The sequence below is a fragment of the Streptomyces sp. NPDC014734 genome (assembly GCF_043083325.1).
In the GTDB taxonomy this organism is placed as follows: Bacteria; Actinomycetota; Actinomycetes; order Streptomycetales; family Streptomycetaceae; genus Streptomyces.
In genome coordinates this window covers 247,907-264,664 of the sequence record NZ_JBIBYN010000006.1, presented here as the reverse complement: position 1 = coordinate 264,664, position 16,758 = coordinate 247,907, and the positions used below count along the sequence as shown (strand labels likewise).

Sequence of the window (16,758 nt, the reverse complement as noted above, 5' to 3'; positions counted from 1 at the left end):
GAGGAGACCGCGGCACTGCCGCCTGCCTCGAGGATCCCCCTCCCTCTCGGCTTCCCGGTGGTCCCGCTCTTGATCACGTGATCGACCGGGCGGCCTCGGCCCCGTTCCCGGAATCACGAGGGGGAAGGCGCGGCCAAGTCGTGCGCACGGGGGCGAAGCAGCAGGTCGGACGGATTGTCAGTGGGGCGCTCTACCGTCGTTCCCATGCTGCTATCTCACGGGGGAGAATCCTCGTCCACGGCCGCCCCGGCGGCCCGTTGGACGACGGAGCAGGTATGGGAAAAGGCTCCTGACGAAGCGTCGCGCGAGGCGGGAAACACACTCGCCGCGTCGGGTTCGTGGTCGGGGGGCGGGAAGACAAAGGTCGGCGGAACGGAGGGCGGGGGAACGAGGGACGGGGGAACGGGGGACGGGGGAACGGAAACGCGGCGGGAGGGGAGCGGGGCGGGCGGCGTCCGCGCCTCGGGCCCGGCCGATCCGGAGGCCGCCCGACGGCGTGCCGGGCGACGGGCCGAGCGGATCACCGGGGGAGCTCAGGAACTGGAGCAGCGGCTGGCGGACCTGTTGCGCGGCGGTTTGGCGACGGCCGATCAGCCGGGCTACGGGATGTGGGAGGAGACGGCGGCCCGCATGGTCGATGCCCAGGCTCCCGGGCTGGCCGGCCGAGTGAGGGATTTGGCGGCCCTACCCGCGTCCGGGCCGGGCTGGCCGGTGCGGCTGCTGGAGGAGTGCGCGCTGCTGCACCTGCTGGACAGCGCGTGGCTGGGGATCGACGGCCTCCCGGAGCCGCTGGCGGCGACGGTCCGGACCCGCGTGGGACTGACGGCCCCGGCCGGGGGGCCACCGGTCCGCGACCAGTGGCAGGTCCTCGCCCAGTACGACACCCCGGACGGCCGAATCGTCACACGTCGCATCTGGCTGTACGGGCAGGGTTCGGGCCGCACCGCGCTGGTGCTCTCCTTCGGGGCGGCCGGACATTCACCCGGGCAGACGCTGCCGGTGGGCTCCAGGATCGACGCGGAGATCACCCCGTATCCCGGTGCCGGCCAGTTGCGGGCCGAGCTCGGACAGTTGTTCGGCGCCCCGTCGTCGGCCGGAACGCCGCCGCCGGGCGGCACGACGACGGAGGCCGTCCGCGCCTATGGCGACGCCCTGCGGCACGATCCGTGGCTGGACTCCTGGCCGGTGACACTGCGCGACGTCATACCGGTGCCGTCCGGGAACGGCTGGCAACTGGTCGACGCCGTGGGCGACACCGCTCTGCCGCTGGCTCCGTCCGCGACGGCCCGGCCCGGGCTGTGGAGGCTTCTCGCACTCTCCGGCGGCTTCCCGGTGACCGTCTTCGGTACCTGCGGACACCGCGGCTTCGATCCGCTGGCGGCCTGGGCCACCGAAACCGACGTGGCGGCGGGCGCGACGGCGAAACCGGCGGCCGGCGCGAACCGGGACCAGGACGCCGACGCCGACCGTGCCGACGACCGCGGCATCGGGAACGGCCGTGCCCGGCAGGACCGGCCCGAACGCGAGTCGGGTGAAAGCGGCCCGGGCCGGGCCGTCCCGGCGGCCGAGACCGTGCCACTGATCTGACATCCGATACGAAGCCTCGGAGGGACCTCATGCCTCACAGCACCGCACCGCCGCCCTGGGAGGAACTCGTCACGACCGCGCTTCTCGGTACCGACCGCCGCCCGACGGAACAGGGCGGCGGACCCGCCGAGTTGCTGGATGCCGCGGCGCTTCTGACCGTGCGGCGGAGAGCGGGTCTGCGGCCCGCCCCTGCCGCCGCCCTCCCGGAGCCTGCACCCTTCGACCCCCGGCCACCGCTGCCCCCGGCCGCGCGGCGCAGACTTGCCCAGTTGCTCGCGGACCGGTCGGCATCGGGTGGTTCGGGTGGCCGACGCGGCACCGCCCCCGATCTCACGGAGCTGATCCCGCAGTGGCTGGCCACCGCCAATCGGTGCGGCTTCCGTGCCCCTGCCACCCTGCTCCCGCAGCTGCTGGACGCGGCAAGGTCCCGTACCGATCTGCGCCCGCAGGCGCTCGCCTTCGCCGGGCCGCGCGGCCTGTGGCTGGCCGGGCTCAACCCCGAGTGGACGTTCGCGTTACGCGGTTCGTCCGGCGGCTCGACGCTGCCCGACATCACGGATTCCGACGCGGTCGCCCGGTTGTGGGAAGAGGGACTGTTCGCCGAACGCATCGCCCTGCTCGGGGCGGTACGGGCGCACGATCCGGCCGTGGCACCGGCGCTGCTGGCCACCACCTGGGCCACCGAACGGGCCGAGGACCGGCTGATGTTCCTCGATTCCCTGCGCACCGGACTGTCCCCGGGGGACGAGCCGTTCCTGGAGCGGTCACTCGCCGACCGCAGCCGCAATGTCCGTTCGGTCGCAGCCGAGTTGCTGTCCGCGCTGCCCCGGTCGGCGTTCGCCGGGCGAATGGCGGCCCGTGCGATGTCCTGTGTGAGCCCGGACATCACTTGCGACGAAGCCAGCATCGCCGTGGAGGCGCCGCACGAATGCGATGCCGCGATGGAACGCGACGGCGTCGTGGCGGCGGCACCGTCCGGGCGGGGTGAACGGTCCTGGTGGTTGGGGCAGTTGGTGGAGGCGACTCCGTTGTCCACCTGGCCGGCCCGGTTCGGCGGGCGCTCCGCGCGGGAGATCGTCGCCCTGCCGGTGGCCGACGGCTGGGCCGAGGAACTCCACGCGGCCTGGTGCCGGGCCGCAGTGCGGCAACGGGATCCGGAATGGGCCCGCGCCCTGCTCGGCGCCCCGTCCGTCCCTCCTTCGCACGGCCCCGGCACGGCGTCCCTCGCCGAGAGATCGAAACTCCTCACCGTGCTCCCGGCAGTCGAACGAAGCACCTGGGTGGCCGGCTTCATCGCCGCACACGGTTTGTCCGAGGCGTTCCAGTTGCTCGGGGTCTGCCCGACCCCCTGGGCGGAGCCGCTCGGCCGATCGGTCGTCGACGCCCTGGACATCGCCCGGGACGCGGGCAGCTACCCCTGGAGTTTCAGCGGCGTGATGGGGCTCGCCGAGCGCTGCCTGAATCCGGCCGCGGCGAACCGCCTGGACGTTCTCACCACTCCTCAGGACGAACCGGAGGATGCCTCACCGGGCGCGAACGGCTACTGGTCGGAGGCGTTCCAACGCCTGGTCTCCACGCTTCGGTTGCGCGCGGCGATGGAGTCGGAACTGGCGGTCGGGCCCGGCCTCCGCCCGGCCCCGGCCGACGGGGACGGTGGGAACAACTACTGATACCGCAGGGCCACGTACGAACCGGCCCGCCCGGCGATCCCCCGACCACTCGTTCACCTCAGCCACTCGGTCACCCGGGCACCGAGTCACCGAGTCACCGAGTCACCGAGTCACCGAGTCACCGAGTCACCTGATCGAAATGACGCAGTCGGCCCACCGAATGCTGCGGCCGACCGGTCCCGCAAGGCCCACCGGGGCCCGCCAGTCCCACCGGGTCCACCGGGTCCACCGGGTCCACCGGGTCCACCGGGTCCACCGGACCGAGCAAGCACACCGGCCGGGCCGAGCGGGGCGGCTGGGCCGAACGGGACGATCGGGACGGTCAGGACAGTCGGGTCCGGTGCTTCGCGGCGTCGGTCAGGCTTCCGCGGGGTGGCGGACGTTCGCGTTGACCCAGTCGACGATGGAGGTCGTCGTCGCACCCGGGGTGAAGATCTCCGCGACGCCCTGGTCCTTCAGCGGCGCGATGTCCGCCTCCGGGATGATGCCGCCACCGAAGACCTTGATGTCCTCCGCCTCGCGATCCTTCAGCAGTTCGATCACCTTGGCGAAGAGCGTGTTGTGCGCACCGGAGAGGATGGAGAGGCCGATCGCGTCGGCATCCTCCTGGATCGCGGTGTCCACGATCTGTTCGGGCGTCTGGTGGAGCCCCGTGTAGATGACCTCCATACCGGCGTCCCGCAGTGCCCTCGCGATCACCTTGGCCCCGCGGTCATGGCCGTCCAGGCCCGGCTTGGCCACCACCACACGGATCGGACCGGTCACACCCATCACTGCCTCCACATGCGTCTCCCGTGCCTGAAGGGCCGGGGATGTGAACGAACGTTATCTACAGCATCCCGCAACCCGTCGTTTCACGGTGGACGGGGAGGGGGAAATCACACGTGGGACATGTTCACCGGCAGCCGGGTCCGCACGACGCGGCACGCCCGTCGCACGGACCCGGCTGCCGGAGGAGCCGCTACGAGGTCGCCGTACCACCGCGCCGCCAGCCGCGCGGCACGGTGGTACGGCCCACCGGCCGCACGACCCGAGGCTCACCCCCGTGCCGATCCCCGGCCGACGGACAGCCCGATCCCGGGCCGGCCCCCGGGCCGCCGAACGGCCCGACGGACGTTCCGAACCCCCGGGTCGGTCCCCGGGTCGGTCCCCGGGCCGGTGAACGGGCCGGCTGGCGGGTTGCGAAACGGGCCGTCGAACCAGGAGGTCGGCCATGAAACTGCTGCCGCCCCTTCCCCCACTGCCGCCGTGGACGCGTCCGCATCCCGCCCCGCCGTCGTCCGCGCTGCTCAAGGCCACCGCCCTGGAACTGGCGGTCCTCGCCGGGCATGTCCTCCTGTACCCCACCGGTATCACCGGGGAGCGACGGCCCGCGTCAGAACCGGCCGCCCCGGCGCCGACCGTCGAAACCTCGTTCCCCGGACCGACCACGGCCCCGCCCGCCGGAAGCCTGCCCTCCGGCCCAGCCCCGCCCACGCCCACGCCCCCGCCCACGCCCTCGCCCTCGCCCGCGGCCCCGGCCCTGACCACGTCCTCGATCCCAGCCACGGCCCCGTCGGTCTCCCCCGTCGCGGGTGACGGCTACGACGCCGAGCGACTGCCCGTCGTCCTCCTGCACGGCTTCATCGACAACCGCTCGGTCTTCGTCCTGCTGCGCCGCTCCCTGGCCCGGCACGGCTGGCGCCATCTGGAGTTCCTGAACTACTCGCCGCTCACTCGCGACATCCGCACGGCGGCCGAGCTGCTCGGTCGCCACGTCGAGGAGATCTGCGCCCGTACCGGGCACCAGGAGGTCGACATCGTCGGGCACAGTCTCGGCGGCCTGATCGCCCGCTACTACATACAGCGACTGGGCGGCGACCAGCGGGTGCGCACCCTGGTCACCCTCGGCACACCGCACGGCGGCACCGCCGTCGCCCCACCGGCGAGCGCTCACCCGATCGTGCGCCAGATACGCACGGGCTCCGCACCGATCGAGGAGCTGCGCGGACCGGCACCGGGCTGCCGCACCCGCTTCGTGAGTTTCTGGAGCGATCTCGACCGGGTGATCGTTCCGGCGGAGGCCGCCTGTATCGACCATCCGGACCTCGACGCCCTGAACGTCCGTGTCAGCGGCATCGGCCACCTCGCGCTGCCCGTGCACCCCACGGTCACCGCGGCCGTCCGGCGGGCGCTGGAATCCTGCGGCTCGACGGTCGAGGCCCCGGGCACGGCAGCGGGCGGGGGCGCCGCGGGGACGGCTTCGACGGCCTGATCCCCCATGGGCCCGATGCCGTCACGCCCCGCCCTCGGGACATCATAAATAGAACTAATTTCGAACATAGAGCCAAGGCTGTGTGGACAGCCCGTCGAAAGGCGGCCGATTGCCCGTTTCCTGAGCCGTCCACGCCCGCCGAAGATTGTCCACGTCGCATACCGCCGGGTACAGTCGCGGCCACTGCTCCCCCTGGGAACCGTGCACCGGCCCCCAGGTCACAGGTCCTGCTGCCGAGGCGAGAGAGAAGTTGGTGAACGACCAGCACCCCCACGCCGGGTATGCCGGGTACGGCAGTCAAGCAACCGGCAGCTTCGCCACCGATCCGCTCTTCGGTTCCCTCCCCGGCGGCCACGGCAACCCCGGCGGCCACGACAGCCACAGCGGCCACGACGGCAGGCTCGGTGGCGGATACGACAACGGCCCCGGCGGCGGGTACGACAGCGGTCTTGTCGCCGGTCAGCCCGATCAGGCCGGATACAGCGGCCACTACGACTCCTCCCAGTGGGACACCGGCGCGCACCCGACCGCCTCGTACGACGCCGTCCACGACCCGTACGCCGCGGCGCAGCCGCCGTATACCGCGGGTCCGACGTACGACACGACGGCCACCTGGACGCCCGTCACCGAGTACGACACGTTCGCGGCCCCGGCCCCGGCCATGGGCCACGGTTTCGCCGACGTGCCCGCGCAGCCCGGTGCACCCGGAGCCACGGGTCAGTGGGACACGTCGGGCCAGTGGGACACCAACGGCTGGTACGAGACCGGCCAGTGGGCGACGACGCACACGGCCGCGTACAGCACCGGTTCCTACGACACCGGCGCGTACGACGCGACCGCGTGGAACACCGGCGCCGCGCCCGAGCCGGAGCACGAGCAGCACAGCACGCAACTGCTGCCCGAGGTGCCGGCGACCGCGGAGCATCCGGCGGCGGACGACGCCGGGTCGCCCCACGAAGTCCCGGCCCACGCCTCCTCCGGTGCGGTTCCCGGCGCGAGCGCCCCCACCGGCACGGACGACGGCGAGGCCGTGGATCCGGCCGCCGAGACGGTCGGCATCATGGTCGGCCCCCGCCGTTCGCCCGACCGGCCGACGACCCGCGGCGGTACCGGCGGCCGGAGTCGGAGGCGCTCCCCCACGAAGCGTTCCGCGCTGCTCACCGTCGCTGTTCCCTCCGCCTGTGTGATGAGTGTGGCCGGGATCGCCGCGGCCTCCGTCAGCGGTCTGGGAGGCGAGAGCAAGAAGGACGACAACACCACCACGATGGCGGCCGCCGACCCCGGCTCCGTCAAGCCGGTCGCCGCCAACAACAAGCTGGACACCCAGCTCGCCAACCTCAGCGCCGACGCGGAGAACTTCCTCGACCGCGCCAGCCGTACCCAGGAGCGCATCGACCTGAGGGAGCGGCAGGCAGCCGAGAAGAAGAAGCGCGAGGACGAGGCGGCCCGCAAGGAGGCGCTGCGTCCCAAGTTCGTCGTGCCGGTCGCGCAGCACGGTCTCAGCGCGTACTTCGGCCAGGCGGGCGTCAACTGGATGTCCGTCCACACGGGCATCGACTTCCCCGTCTCGTACGGCACCCCCGTGATGGCCGCGACCGACGGCACCGTGCGCACCCAGTGGAACAACGCCTACGGGAACATGGCCATCGTCACCATGGCCGACGGGACCGAGACCTGGTACTGCCACCTCAGCAGCACCAAGATCCGCTCGGGCCCGGTCAAGGCCGGCGACGTCATCGCGTACTCCGGGAGCTCCGGGAACTCGACCGGCCCGCACATGCACTTCGAGGTCCGGCCGGGTGGCGGCGCGGCCATCAACCCGCTGCCCTGGCTCCGCGGCCACGGCGTCAACCCGACCTGACCCACTGTCCCGCAGGGCGTCGCCCCGGCCCCGACGCACTCGTTCCGGAAGACGTCGCCCCGGCCCGACACACTGTGTCCCGGAAGGGCCCACCGGCTCACGAAGCCCGGCAGGCCCTTCCGGTCGTGGTCAGAGCTTTTCGACGGGGGCGTACCGCAGCAGCAGCTTCTTCGGGCGTTCGTCCCCGAAGTCGACCGTCGCCTTCGCCTGGTCACCGACGCCCTCGACCGCCGTCACCGTGCCGAGCCCGAACTGGTCGTGCGTGACCCGGTCCCCGACGGCCAACGTGATCGTCGGCTTGTCCGAGGTCCGCCGGGTAGCGAAGCCCGACGGGCCGGAGCGCGCACGCGACGCGGACAGCGACGAGGTGATCCCCGACGTCGGCCCGGCCGGGGCCGCCATCGGCCCCTTCCGCTTCCACTCCAGGTGCTGGTCCGGGATCTCCTCCAGGAACCGCGACGGCGGGTTGTACGAGGGCTGCCCCCACGCGCTGCGCATCGCCGCCCGGGTCAGGTAGAGCCGCTCACGGGCCCGGGTGATGCCGACGTACGCGAGCCGCCGCTCCTCCTCCAGCTCCTTGGTCTGGCCCAGCGCCCGCATGTGCGGGAAGACGCCGTCCTCCATGCCGGTGAGGAAGACCACGGGGAATTCGAGGCCCTTCGCGGTGTGCAGGGTCATCAGCGTGATGACGCCGGAGCCGTCCTCGTCCTCGTCGGGGATCTGGTCGGAGTCGGCGACGAGCGCGACCCGCTCCAGGAACTCGGCGAGCGTGCCCGCGCCCTCTTCTCCGGCCTCGCCCCGCTCCTGCTCGAATTCGAGGGCGACGGCGGCGAGTTCCTGAAGGTTCTCGATGCGTGTCTCGTCCTGCGGGTCGGTGGACGCCTGGAGCTCGGCGAGGTAGCCCGTACGCTCCAGGACCGCCTCCAGGACGACCGCCGGGCCCGCGCCGGACTCGACGATCGTGCGCAGCTCCTCCATCAGCGTGTTGAACCGCTTGACGGCGTTGGCGGAACGGGCCGCCATGCCGTACGCCTCGTCGACCCGGCGCAGCGCCTGCGGGAAGGTGATCTTCTCGCGCAGGGACAGGGCGTCGATCATCGCCTCGGCGCGCTCGCCGATGCCGCGCTTGGGCACGTTGAGGATGCGGCGCAGCGGGACGGTGTCCTCGGGGTTGGCGAGGACCCGGAGGTAGGCGAGGACGTCCCGGACCTCCTTGCGCTCGTAGAAGCGCACACCGCCGACGACCTTGTAGGGCAGGCCGACGCGGATGAAGATCTCCTCGAACACACGGGACTGGGCGTTCGTGCGGTAGAAGATCGCGACGTCGCCTGCCTTGGCGTCGCCCGCGTCGGTGAGCCGGTCGATCTCGTCGGCGACGAACTGTGCCTCGTCGTGCTCGGTGTCGGCGACGTAGCCGGTGATCCCGGCGCCCGTGCCCGCGTTCGTCCAGAGGTTCTTGGGGCGGCGGCTCTCGTTGCGTTCGATGACCGCGTTGGCGGCGGACAGGATGGTCTGCGTGGAGCGGTAGTTCTGCTCCAGCAGGATCGTCGTCGCGTTCGGGTAGTCCTCCTCGAACTGGAGGATGTTGCGGATCGTCGCGCCGCGGAAGGCGTAGATCGACTGGTCCGCGTCACCGACGACGCAGAGCTCGGCGGGGGCGTCGCCCTCACCGGCCGGGCCGACCAGTTCGCGCACGAGGGTGTACTGGGCGTGGTTGGTGTCCTGGTACTCGTCGACAAGGACGTGCCGGAAGCGGCGGCGGTAGTGCTCGGCGACATCGGGGAACGCCTGGAGCAGGTGGACCGTCGTCATGATGATGTCGTCGAAGTCCAGTGCGTTGGCCTCGCGCAGCCGTGCCTGGTACATCGCGTACGCCTGGGCGAGGGTCTTCTCGAAACCGTCCGCGGCTTGGCCTGCGAAGGTCTCCTCGTCGATCAGCTCGTTCTTCAGGCTGGAGACCTTGGCCGTGAAGGACTTCGGCGGAAAACGCTTCGGGTCGAGGTCGAGATCGCGGCAGACCAGGGCCATCAGCCGCTTGGAGTCGGCTGCGTCGTAGATCGAGAACGACGATGTGAAGCCGAGCTTCTTCGACTCGCGGCGCAGGATGCGTACGCAGGCGCTGTGGAACGTCATGACCCACATGGCGTGGGCGCGGGGGCCGACGAGCTGTTCGACGCGCTCCTTCATCTCGCCCGCGGCCTTGTTGGTGAAGGTGATCGCCAGGATCTGACCCGGGTGCACCCCGCGCTGGGCGAGCAGGTGCGCGATCCGGTGGGTCAGCACCCGGGTCTTGCCGGAGCCCGCACCGGCGACGATGAGCAGCGGTGTGTCCGCGTGGACCACTGCGGCGCGCTGTTCCTCGTTCAGCCCGTCGAGGAGCGCCGCGGGGTCGATGACCGGGCGGTGCGCGCCGTCGCGGTAGTACGCGTCCCGGGGCGGCGGCCCGTCGAACACGCCCGCGAAGAGGTCCTCCGGCACCACCTCGGGTGCGGGGTCCTCGGGGGGCGGCGGGGGCTCCTCCTCCGAGTTCTGGAGGCCGGCCAGGAAGCTGTCGTCAAAGAGGCTGCTCATCGCTTGCCGAGTCTAGGCTGCCGCGCCGACACGCGACGGCCGCATGACGAACCGCACACCGGTCCGCGCGCACGGCCCGGCCGCCCGCGGTACCGCACACCGGTCCGCGCACGACCTGACCTCCCGCGGACCCGCATACCGGTCGCAGGCGCGGCCCCGACCGCCCGCTCCGGCCGCACCACCCCCGCGCCGCCACCCCGCTTCGGCCCTCCGCCGCCCGGGTCAGGAAGATGTATCGGGCATATCGAACATCAACCTTCACAGCAGCACCTCGCGTTGGCTAGCGTGCTCGACCGGGCGGCCCGTCCCCCCTTGAGGCGAACCACGCCGAGCGGGTGCCCGCGCCGAATCCGGCCCCTTTCCCCGGGCCCGGAGCCGGGACCCGCAGACAACACCGGGGTGAACCGGTCCCCTCCCCCACAGGGACCGCGGGACGGCCTTGCGTTCCGCACACCCCTCCGGTCGCCGGAGAACGGCGACGACCGACCCGGCAGGCGGTCCACGGAAGGAGATGCCGACCTTGGCATCACACCGCAAACCGCGTCCCCGGACGCTTGCCACCGCACCGGCCGTGGGGCTCACGACGGCGGCGCTGGCGTCCGTGACCCTGCTCTCCGCGCAGAGCGCCACGGCGGTCCCCGGCCCGAAGCCCGGGATCGAGGACGTCCGGGAGAAGGTCGATGACCTCTACCGGCAGGCGGGCACGGCCACCCAGCGGTACAACCGGGCGAAGGAGGCATCCGACGCCCAGCGCGCGAAGGTCGACGCCCTGCTGAAGGACGCGGCGAAACGCGCCGACCGGCTCAACGAGGCCCGCACGACCCTCGGCGCCTACGCCGCCGCGCAGTACCGCACCGGGGCCGTCGCACCGAGCGCCACCTTCTTCCTGGCCGACGACCCGCAGGCGTACTTCGACCAGCGCCACCTGATGGAACGGCTGACCAGTCGGCAACAGCGCGCGATGACGGAGGTCCGCGCACAACAGGCGAGTGCGTCGAAGAAGCGCGCGGAGGCGGTGCGGAGCCTGGAGACGCTGACCGATACGCAGCACACGCTGCGCGAGAGCAAGGACGACGTCCGGAAGAAGCTGGGCGAGGCGCGCGCGATGCTGTCGCGGCTGACCGCCGAGGAGAAGGTGCGGCTCGCGGCGCTGGAGCGGAAGAAGGAGCAGGAGGCCGAGCGCAGGGCGAAGGAGCTGGCGCGGCGGCAGGCCGAGGCGGAGGCGAAACGCACGGAGCAGGGTTCCGGCAGCGGGACGGAGACGGGTAAGGGAACCGGGAACGGCACGGGAACCGGGACCGGCACGGGAACCGGGACCGGCACGGGCAGCAGCGCCACCACCGAGGCGGAGAAGGCTCTCGCCTTCGCCAGGGCCCAGATCGGCAAGCCGTACGTCTGGGGGGCGACCGGCCCGGCCTCCTACGACTGCTCCGGGCTCACCCAGGCCGCGTGGAGGGCGGCGGGCGTCGACCTCCCGCGCACCACCTGGGACCAGGTGAAGACGGGCACCCGGGTCGCCACGGAGGACCTGCGTCCGGGCGATCTGGTGTTCTTCTACGACGACATCAGCCACGTCGGCATCTACAAGGGCGACGGGATGATGATCCACGCCCCCAAGCCGGGGGCGAACGTGCGCGAGGAATCGATCTACTACATGCCGATCTACGGCAGCGTGCGCCCGGCGTGATCCGGTCCTGATCCGGGCACGAAAGGCCCCGGCCCGGGAACGAAAGGCGCCGGCCCGGGACCTGAAGGTCCTGCCCCGGGGCGGAAGGTCCTGACCCGGGGCGGGAAAGTCCCGGACGGGGCCGGAAGGCCCCGGGCCGGGGAACGGGCGGCCCCGGACCGGCCCGTCGAGCGCCCCGGCCGGGTCCTGCCCGGCACGCGCCCCGGGGCGGTCGGCACGTTCCACGCCCCGCCCCGCCCCGGGCGTCGCGCGCCCCGGGGCGGCCGGGCCGGGTTCAGACCCAGAGCGTGGCGATGAAGATGTTGGCGAGCGTCAGCCCGCCCACCGCCGCGAAGGCCCCCTTGTCGACCTTCTCCTCGTCGCGCTTGATGTAGACGAGCCCGAGGATGACGACAAGGATCAGCAGCTTGACCCCGATCTTGATGTTGTTCACATGTCCGCCGTCGGCCTCCCTGAGACCGACCAGGGCGACACCGGTGACCAGCATCGTCAGCGCGCCGTGCAGCATCGCCGGGACGAACCGGGCCGTGCCCGCGCCCATCGCCTTCATCTGGGTCAGGAAACCGCCCAGCAGCGAGGCGATCCCGATGATGTGCAGGGCGACGAAGACATGAATGAGTACGTCCATGGCCGCAGCCTAACCCTGCCCATATCACCACTCGGCAGGCAGGTGCGACTTCCCGGCTCGTCACGCACACCTGCACCAATTGCCTGACTCTGTTGCAGTTTTTCCGGTCGATTGACGACAACGGCGCGTCAGAATCGGACAATAAGCGTCATTACGACTCTTTCCCATGTCCTGGGATTAGCGTCCCTGACCAGGTGACCGAACGCGCCGCCGTTCCGCTTCCGGGCGGCGCACCGGTCACCCCGCCGAGAACTCCGGCGGCGGACCGCTCCCCCGTTGGCGGTCCGCCGCCGGCCTCGGACGGGCCCGCCGGTAGTCCCCGACGGGCAGTCGCCAGGAAGGACCCACACCCCCGTGGCAGCGCATCGGAAACCCAGGCAGCGCCCGTACACCGGCACTGCCGCCCGCACCGCGGCCGCCCTCGCCATCACCGGGGCCGCGACCGCTGCCGCCCTCCCGGGCTCCGCGCACGCCGACCCCCAGCGGACCCCGGCCCAGGTCAAGGCCCAGGTGGACCGGCTCTACCACGACGCCGAGGTCGCCACCGAGCAGTACAACGGCGCGAAGGAGCGGGCGGCGGCCGCCGCCGATGCCGTCGACAACCTGCGCGACGAGGCCGCCCGCCGGACCGAGCGCCTCAACGCCGCACGCGAAGCCCTGGGCACGTTCGCCGCCGCGCAGTACCGCAGCGGCGGGCTGAACCCGACCGTGCAACTGGCGTTCTCCTCCGACCCCGACCAGTACCTGGAGCGCGCGTCGCTCGTGGACCGGATCGGCGACCGCCGGGCCGTCGAGGTCGACGCGGTCGAGCGGCAGGTCGCCCGGATCGCCCAGTTGCGGGCGGAGTCCAGGAAGAAGCTGGCGGCCCTGGCCGCTCGCCAGGCCGAACTGAAGAAGCACAAGGCGGCGATCACCGCCAAGCTTGCCGAGGCCCGACGGCTCCTGGCCACCCTGACCCCGGCCGAGCGCACCGCCTACGAGGACGCGGGCACGGCCCCCTCCGACGCCCGTGCCGACCGCGGCATGGCCCGCGGGTCCGTGCAGGCGCCGAACGTCCGCGCCGCCGAGGCCGTCGCGTTCGCGTTCGGGGCGCTCGGCAAGCCGTACGTCTGGGGCGCGACCGGCCCGTCCTCGTACGACTGCTCCGGGCTCACCCAGGCCGCGTGGCGTTCCGCCGGCGTCTCGCTTCCCCGTACCACGTACACCCAGATCAACGCCGGCCACCGTGTCTCGCGCTCCGAACTCGCACCGGGGGACCTGGTGTTCTTCTTCTCGGGCATCAGCCATGTGGGGCTGTACATCGGGAACGGGCAGATGATCCACGCCCCGCGGCCGGGGGCGCCGGTCCGGATCGCGCCGATCGACCAGATGCCCTTCGCCGGGGCGACCCGGGTGGCGTAGGCTCCGGTCCGATCATGCTCCGGGCCGCCCCGCGATCGGGTCGGCCGGGTAACGGATCCGCCCGACGCCGGATTCGCCCGCCGTCGGATCAACCGGCCTGAGGACACCCGTATATGACCATGGACCTCGACATCCAGACCCATGCCCGTATGCTCGCCCTGCGCTCGCCTGACCACCTCCGGGTCGGACCCTTCACTGTGCGGCACAACCCGAACTGGTCGCTCAAGTACGCCAATTACGCGATACCCGACCGGGACGCCGAACCGACGGCGGCCGACCTCGAAGCCCTGGTCGAGGCGTTTCGCGCGCACGAGCGGCTGCCGCGGCTGGAGTTCCTGCCCGGTTGGGCGCCCGCCGTCGAACCCGCCCTGCTCGCCGCCGGTTTCGCCGTGGAGAACCGCGCCCCGGTCATGGCCTGCGGACCCGGCGATCTGCTGCCGCCGAAGCCGGTGGGCGGGCTGTCCGTCGCGGAACCCGCCACCGACGCGGAGTTCGACGCCGCCGCGCTGGTCCAGCACCACGGATACGGCGGGACCGGGGAACCCGAGGGCGGCGAGGCCGCCTGGCTGCGCGAGGCGGCCTCGGGCGGCGGGGTCGCCGCCCTCGCGGAGCTCGACGGCGTACCGGCGGGCGCGGGCGGCTGCTCGGTCCCGGTCGAAGGCATCAGCGAACTCGTCGGACTCGCCGTCGCCGCCGCCTTCCGCCGCCGCGGCATCGGTGCCGCGCTCTCCGCCCACCTGACCGCGACCGCCTTCGCGCGCGGTTGCCGGGTGGTGTGGCTGGAGCCCGGCGACGCGGACGTGGAACGGATCTACGCGGGCATCGGCTACCGCCGGGTCGGCGAGAAGGTGAACATCTCGCTCCCCGACGACGAGGCGAACGGATAGCCCCGCGCGGCCGGAGATGCGGCCCGGACCCACGGTACGGCGCGGACCGACGACACGGTCCGGAACGACCGTGCGGCCCGGACCGACGGTGCGGCCCGGGCGATTGCGTTCGGACCAGCCGTCGCGGTGCGGACGACCGGGCCCGGCCAGCCGTCTCGGCGCGGACGACCGGGTTCAGACCAGCCGTCGGGCCGTCGCCCAGCGGGTCAGTTCGTGCCGGTTCGACAGCTGGAGCTTGCGGAGCACCGCCGAGACGTGCGACTCGACCGTCTTCACCGAGATGAACAACTGCTTGGCGATCTCCTTGTACGCGTAGCCGCGGGCGATCAGCCGCAGCACCTCGCGCTCGCGCTGGGTCAGCCGGTCCAGGTCCTCGTCGACCGGCGGCGCGTCCGTGGAGGCGAAGGCGTCGAGGACGAAGCCCGCCAGCCGGGGCGAGAACACCGCGTCGCCGTCCTGGACCCGGAAGACCGAGTCGACAAGGTCGGTGCCGGTGATGGTCTTGGTGACGTAGCCACGGGCACCGCCTCGGATGACGCCGATGACGTCCTCGGCGGCGTCCGACACGGACAGTGCAAGGAACCGCACCGGGTTCTCCACGGCCCCCATCAGCGGGGCGCAGCGGCGCAGCACCTCGACACCGCCGCCGCCCGGGAGGTGGACGTCGAGGAGGACGACCTCGGGGCGGGTCGCCGTGATGACGGTGACCGCCTGGTCCACGTCGGCGGCCTCGCCGATCACCTCGACACCGGTCTCCTCGGTGCGGCCGATCTCGGCCTGGACACCGGTGCGGAACATCCGGTGGTCGTCGACGAGCACGACCCGTACCCGGCGCTCCGGGCCCCCGGCCGCTGCCTCAGTGGTCTTGGTCATCGCTCGCCCTCTCCATCTCCAGTTCGACTTCCGTGCCCCCGCCGGGCACCGAACGCAGCCGCGCCGTGCCGCCGTTGCGCTGCATCCTGCCGATGATCGATTCTCGTACGCCCATTCTGTCCCCCGGTACGGAATCCAGGTCGAACCCCGGCCCCCGGTCACGGACCGAGACGAAGACCGTACGGCCCTCGACCTCGGCGTACACCTGTACGGCACCGCCCTCGCCACCGTACTTGGCGGCGTTGACCATCGCCTCGCGCGCGGCCTGCATCTGTGCGCTCAGCTTCTCGTCCAGCGGGCAGTCGCCGACGACGACGACCTCCAGCGGCACGCCGTGCTTGTCCTCGACCTCGGCGGCGGCCCGCTTGACCGCCTCGGCGAGGTTCTCGGGTTCGTCGTCCTCGTCCTTGCCGGTGCCCTCGGGGTTGTAGAGCCAGTTGCGCAGTTCGCGTTCCTGGGCGCGGGCCAGGCGGCGGACCTCGCCCGCGTCCTCCGCGTTGCGCTGGATCAGGGTGAGGGTGTGCAGCACCGAGTCGTGGACGTGGGCGGCGACCTCGGCGCGCTCCTGGGCCCTGATGCGCATGGTGCGTTCCTCGGAGAGGTCCTGGGTCATGCGCACGAGGTAGGGGCCGGCGAGCAGCGCGATGCCGGTGAGGACGGCAATCGCGGCGGTCAGGACGTTGCCGAGCTGGGCGGCGGAGCCGCGTACCACCATGAAGACGGCGAGGCCCAGTCCGACCAGGGCGACCCCGGCCAGGGCCCGCGCCAGATGCAGGACCCGTCGACGGTTGCCGACCTCCATCCAGCGGGCGCGCCGGGCGTTGTCGGCCTGCCGCCACACCAGGACGGAACCGGCGCCGATCAGCAGCGCGGGCCAGATGTAGCGGTCGGCCTTGCTGCCCATGTCGACGTTGCCGACGAAGATCATCGCGCCGATGAACAGCGCGATGAGGGCGAAGACCTGGCCCCTGTCGGGTTTCCGGAGCCGTCGGCTGCCGTCCGGGGCGGTCTCGAACAGGGAGCGTGACGCCTCCACGCCGCCGACACCGAGCGGGACGACGATCCAGAACACGGCGTAGAGCAGCGCGCCGAGACCGTCGGCGAAGAACAGGCCGACGAAGACGAACCGCACCCAGACGACGGGCAGACCGAGGTGGCCGGCGAGGCCGCGTGCGACGCCGCCGAGCAGCCGTCCGTCGGCGCTGCGGTACAGCTTGCGCGACGGCGGTTCCTCCGGCTCGGTCCGGGGGGAGCTCGGGGCCCGTGGGGTGGCGGCTTGCATGCCCCGATGGTCACATGCCCGGACGGGCGACGGCATCAGGGTCCTTCCCGGACTCCA

At 72.2% G+C, this 16,758-nt stretch carries 12 protein-coding genes; 7 read left to right on the top strand and 5 right to left on the bottom strand.

The genetic code is table 11. The annotated features are described in order from the left end of the window. The first annotated feature begins 204 nt into the window (after nt 1-204). Nucleotides 205-1,587: an SWIM zinc finger family protein gene (locus ACF1CT_RS13255; RefSeq protein WP_391783903.1), complete on the top strand. Its 1,383-nt coding sequence runs from the start codon at nt 205-207 to the stop codon at nt 1,585-1,587. 29 nt (nt 1,588-1,616) lie between these two features. After that, complete coding sequence (locus ACF1CT_RS13250; protein ID WP_391783902.1) at nt 1,617-3,257, top strand: DUF5691 domain-containing protein; 1,641 nt, start codon at nt 1,617-1,619, stop codon at nt 3,255-3,257. A 357-nt stretch (nt 3,258-3,614) separates the two neighbouring features. On the opposite strand, the gene ACF1CT_RS13245 is transcribed toward ACF1CT_RS13250, so the two are convergent. Then, nucleotides 3,615-4,028 (bottom strand): cobalamin B12-binding domain-containing protein, encoded by a 414-nt coding sequence (locus ACF1CT_RS13245; RefSeq protein WP_391783901.1) that lies wholly within the window; start codon nt 4,026-4,028, stop codon nt 3,615-3,617. A 442-nt stretch (nt 4,029-4,470) separates the two neighbouring features. Between ACF1CT_RS13245 and ACF1CT_RS13240 the strand changes: the two genes are divergently transcribed. Then, nucleotides 4,471-5,511 carry an esterase/lipase family protein gene (locus ACF1CT_RS13240; RefSeq protein WP_391783900.1) on the top strand — a complete coding sequence of 347 codons (1,041 nt, stop codon included), beginning with the start codon at nt 4,471-4,473 and terminating at the stop codon, nt 5,509-5,511. 253 nt (nt 5,512-5,764) lie between these two features. Next, nucleotides 5,765-7,372, top strand: a complete 1,608-nt coding sequence (locus tag ACF1CT_RS13235) for a peptidoglycan DD-metalloendopeptidase family protein (RefSeq protein WP_391783899.1) — start codon at nt 5,765-5,767, stop codon at nt 7,370-7,372. Between the two features lie 129 nt (nt 7,373-7,501). Here ACF1CT_RS13235 and pcrA read toward each other — a convergent pair whose 3' ends face one another. Further along, on the bottom strand, nt 7,502-9,943 hold the full coding sequence (gene pcrA / locus ACF1CT_RS13230) for a DNA helicase PcrA (RefSeq protein ID WP_391783898.1): 2,442 nt from the start codon (nt 9,941-9,943) through the stop codon (nt 7,502-7,504). A gap of 511 nt (nt 9,944-10,454) precedes the next feature. On the opposite strand from pcrA, the gene ACF1CT_RS13225 reads away from it, so the two are divergent. Next, nucleotides 10,455-11,630: an NlpC/P60 family protein gene (locus tag ACF1CT_RS13225; RefSeq protein WP_391783897.1), complete on the top strand. Its 1,176-nt coding sequence runs from the start codon at nt 10,455-10,457 to the stop codon at nt 11,628-11,630. A 274-nt stretch (nt 11,631-11,904) separates the two neighbouring features. Here the strand turns inward: ACF1CT_RS13225 and ACF1CT_RS13220 are convergent, their stop codons facing one another. Next, nucleotides 11,905-12,258, bottom strand: a complete 354-nt coding sequence (locus tag ACF1CT_RS13220; RefSeq protein ID WP_391783896.1) for a hypothetical protein — start codon at nt 12,256-12,258, stop codon at nt 11,905-11,907. 354 nt (nt 12,259-12,612) lie between these two features. Between ACF1CT_RS13220 and ACF1CT_RS13215 the strand changes: the two genes are divergently transcribed. After that, the gene (locus tag ACF1CT_RS13215; protein ID WP_391783895.1) at nt 12,613-13,659 is read left to right on the top strand and encodes an NlpC/P60 family protein; all 1,047 of its coding nucleotides are present in this window, start codon (nt 12,613-12,615) and stop codon (nt 13,657-13,659) included. 113 nt (nt 13,660-13,772) lie between these two features. Then, nucleotides 13,773-14,546 (top strand): GNAT family N-acetyltransferase, encoded by a 774-nt coding sequence (locus tag ACF1CT_RS13210; RefSeq protein ID WP_391783894.1) that lies wholly within the window; start codon nt 13,773-13,775, stop codon nt 14,544-14,546. 174 nt (nt 14,547-14,720) lie between these two features. Here ACF1CT_RS13210 and ACF1CT_RS13205 read toward each other — a convergent pair whose 3' ends face one another. Continuing rightward, nucleotides 14,721-15,419: a LuxR C-terminal-related transcriptional regulator gene (locus ACF1CT_RS13205; protein WP_391783893.1), complete on the bottom strand. Its 699-nt coding sequence runs from the start codon at nt 15,417-15,419 to the stop codon at nt 14,721-14,723. Further along, nucleotides 15,403-16,701 (bottom strand): PspC domain-containing protein, encoded by a 1,299-nt coding sequence (locus ACF1CT_RS13200; protein WP_391783892.1) that lies wholly within the window; start codon nt 16,699-16,701, stop codon nt 15,403-15,405. Before ACF1CT_RS13200 ends, ACF1CT_RS13205 begins: the two co-directional genes overlap by 17 nt. Nucleotides 16,702-16,758: the final 57 nt, after the last annotated feature.